Annotated in this window: 2 protein-coding genes and 1 pseudogene; all 3 read left to right on the top strand. The window is 45.5% G+C overall.

Going from position 1 to position 2,064, the window contains the following annotated elements:
- The coding region (locus tag ACOJTG_RS08215) for a T9SS type A sorting domain-containing protein (RefSeq protein ID WP_420153367.1) at nt 1–913 on the top strand (913 nt) is incomplete at its 5' end.
- 294 nt (nt 914–1,207) lie between these two features.
- Nucleotides 1,208–1,678, top strand: a complete 471-nt coding sequence (locus tag ACOJTG_RS08210) for a MarR family winged helix-turn-helix transcriptional regulator (protein WP_420153366.1) — start codon at nt 1,208–1,210, stop codon at nt 1,676–1,678.
- Between the two features lie 74 nt (nt 1,679–1,752).
- Nucleotides 1,753–2,064 (top strand): annotated as a pseudogene (locus tag ACOJTG_RS08205) (TolC family protein); the annotation flags it as partial.

Here is a 2,064-nt window from a genome sequence, read left to right as displayed (position 1 = left end):
CGGCGGGGATTATCGCCCAATGACGTACCGACCAACCGCCGCTGCTGATTTTGTCTCCGTTGCGTATCTTCAGGGAACGCCACCGCAGGGAGTGACTAGCTTGGCAACGGACGTCATGGCCGTAAGTACGGTGGGGAGCTGGCCCGTATCTGCTGCCGTAGCCGGAGCGGTATCCGTCTCGATTCCGGATGTATCCGGTTTTGCTACGGCTCAAAACTTGAGATTAGTAGGCTGGAATGGTACGCAGTGGGTGAGCCTCGGACAAACCGCTAGTGGCACAACGGAAGGTAGTACGTTGAGTGGGACCATTCCCGCGGGTACCACCATCACGGCTCTGGGTATTGGAAGTGTGAGTCAAGCTCTGCCCGTAACGCTGGGCCGTTTTGACGCCAAGTTTGAAGGGGCGTCTGTCTTACTAAGCTGGGATACGTACACCGAAATCAACAATGATTACTTCGAAGTCATGCGGAGTACGAATTTACAGGACTGGTTACCGCTCGGTCGCGTAAAAGGACAAGGAACCACACAAACCAAGCAGTCTTATCAGTTTGTAGATGAAAAACCCTTGGGTGGGATTTCCTACTACCAGTTGCGTCAGGTTGATTTCGATGAAACCCGTCATACGTCACCCATTCGTTCGGTGAAAAATCCGTATGTGCAGGAGCAGATCGGACAGATTAGCGTTTATCCGAATCCGGCTAACAACAAGGTACTGGTCAAAATCCCACAGATCAGTAAGGATGTTACAGTTCAGCTGTTTAATGCTTCCTGGCAGAATATGAAGGCACCCGCGGTACTGAAAGATACGCATTACGAAGTAGATGTATCGCAGGTAACGCCTGGGCTGTATTTCTTACAAATTACGGCTGGTGAGGGTTCGCAAAGCGTGCACAAACTCATTATTCAGCACTAATACGCAGCTGCATTGATTACAAAACCCCAGCGTTCGATACTGAACGCTGGGGTTTTTTGTGATGTATGCTTTAACCCGTACGTACCCTTAATACTAATAGGGTAGGGAAGAAAAGCCATTTACACAGCAAGTACTATAAATTAGTTGGATTCATTTAACATAATCCAAGTTATAAAACAATTTATATGGTATTACTTTTTACCACCTTCAAAGAAAGAATAAAAAATAATAGTTAATTATTTAACTATTAGCTTTACCTTTGTGTTGTTCTCATACCTAAGAACATTGTATACCATGAAAGACCAGACGATAGCACCGCTTACGGAAGAAGCCGCTGACTTAGCGAAACGATACTTTAAGATGTCTTCTCAGGCAACAATGGCTTTTCGTCAGTTTATTCAACAGAAATTCAAGACGTATAAAGTGGACCTGACCTTTGAAATGGTACAGGTGATGTCTTTTCTGAGTGAAAATGAGGGTTCTAACCAGCAGGAAATTGCGAATGCAACGGTCAAAGACAAAGCGAGCCTTACGTATTTGATCGATAACCTGACCAAGCGAGGCCTCGTACACCGTCGGGAAGATGAGCAGGATCGCCGAAACAAACGTATTTTTTTAACGGAAAAAGGCAGCGAACTCCTGAATTCAACCATTATGCCCTGGGCCGATGAAATGTATGCGGTAGCGATGCAGGAGGTGTCACCCTATGAAATTCAATTGGTAATCAACGTATTGTCAAAAATTACACAAAATCTGAGAGAATAAAATTTTTAAATAAATAGTTAAATACTTTACAGTAAATTATTTAATGTTTGTTCTTTTACTTTTCCCTTGAAACGATGAAACCTTATCAGTACTTAAGTGGAATCTTACTCGTGTTAGCCTCGCTGACTTCGCAGGCCCAGCGAGTTATTCCGCTGAATGAAGCCGTTCAATTGGCTTTTCAGAACAATGCAGCCCTAAAGCTCTCCACGGATCGCATCGCAGTAGCCGATGCCCGATTCCAACAGGTAAAAGAGAAAGCCTTACCTCAGGTCGGATCTTCCTTGCAGGTGAGTCGGCTGTCCGTGATTTCTCCGTTCGAACTCTCCATGGGTGGTCCTGAACCCGCATTTGCTCTGCACCCTTCATCTTTTTGGGCAACCATAGGC

It is taken from the genome of Siphonobacter sp. (assembly GCF_048595215.1).
Classification (GTDB): Bacteria; Bacteroidota; Bacteroidia; order Cytophagales; family Spirosomataceae; genus Siphonobacter.
The sequence above is the reverse complement of the archived record's forward strand: the minus strand, read 5'-3'. Positions and strand labels throughout refer to the sequence as shown.

Bases quoted from the DNA above. Each gene is read 5' to 3' on its own strand.
- ACOJTG_RS08210 (WP_420153366.1), top strand. From the start codon at position 1,208: ATGAAAGACCAGACGATAGCACCGCTTACGGAAGAAGCCGCTGACTTA.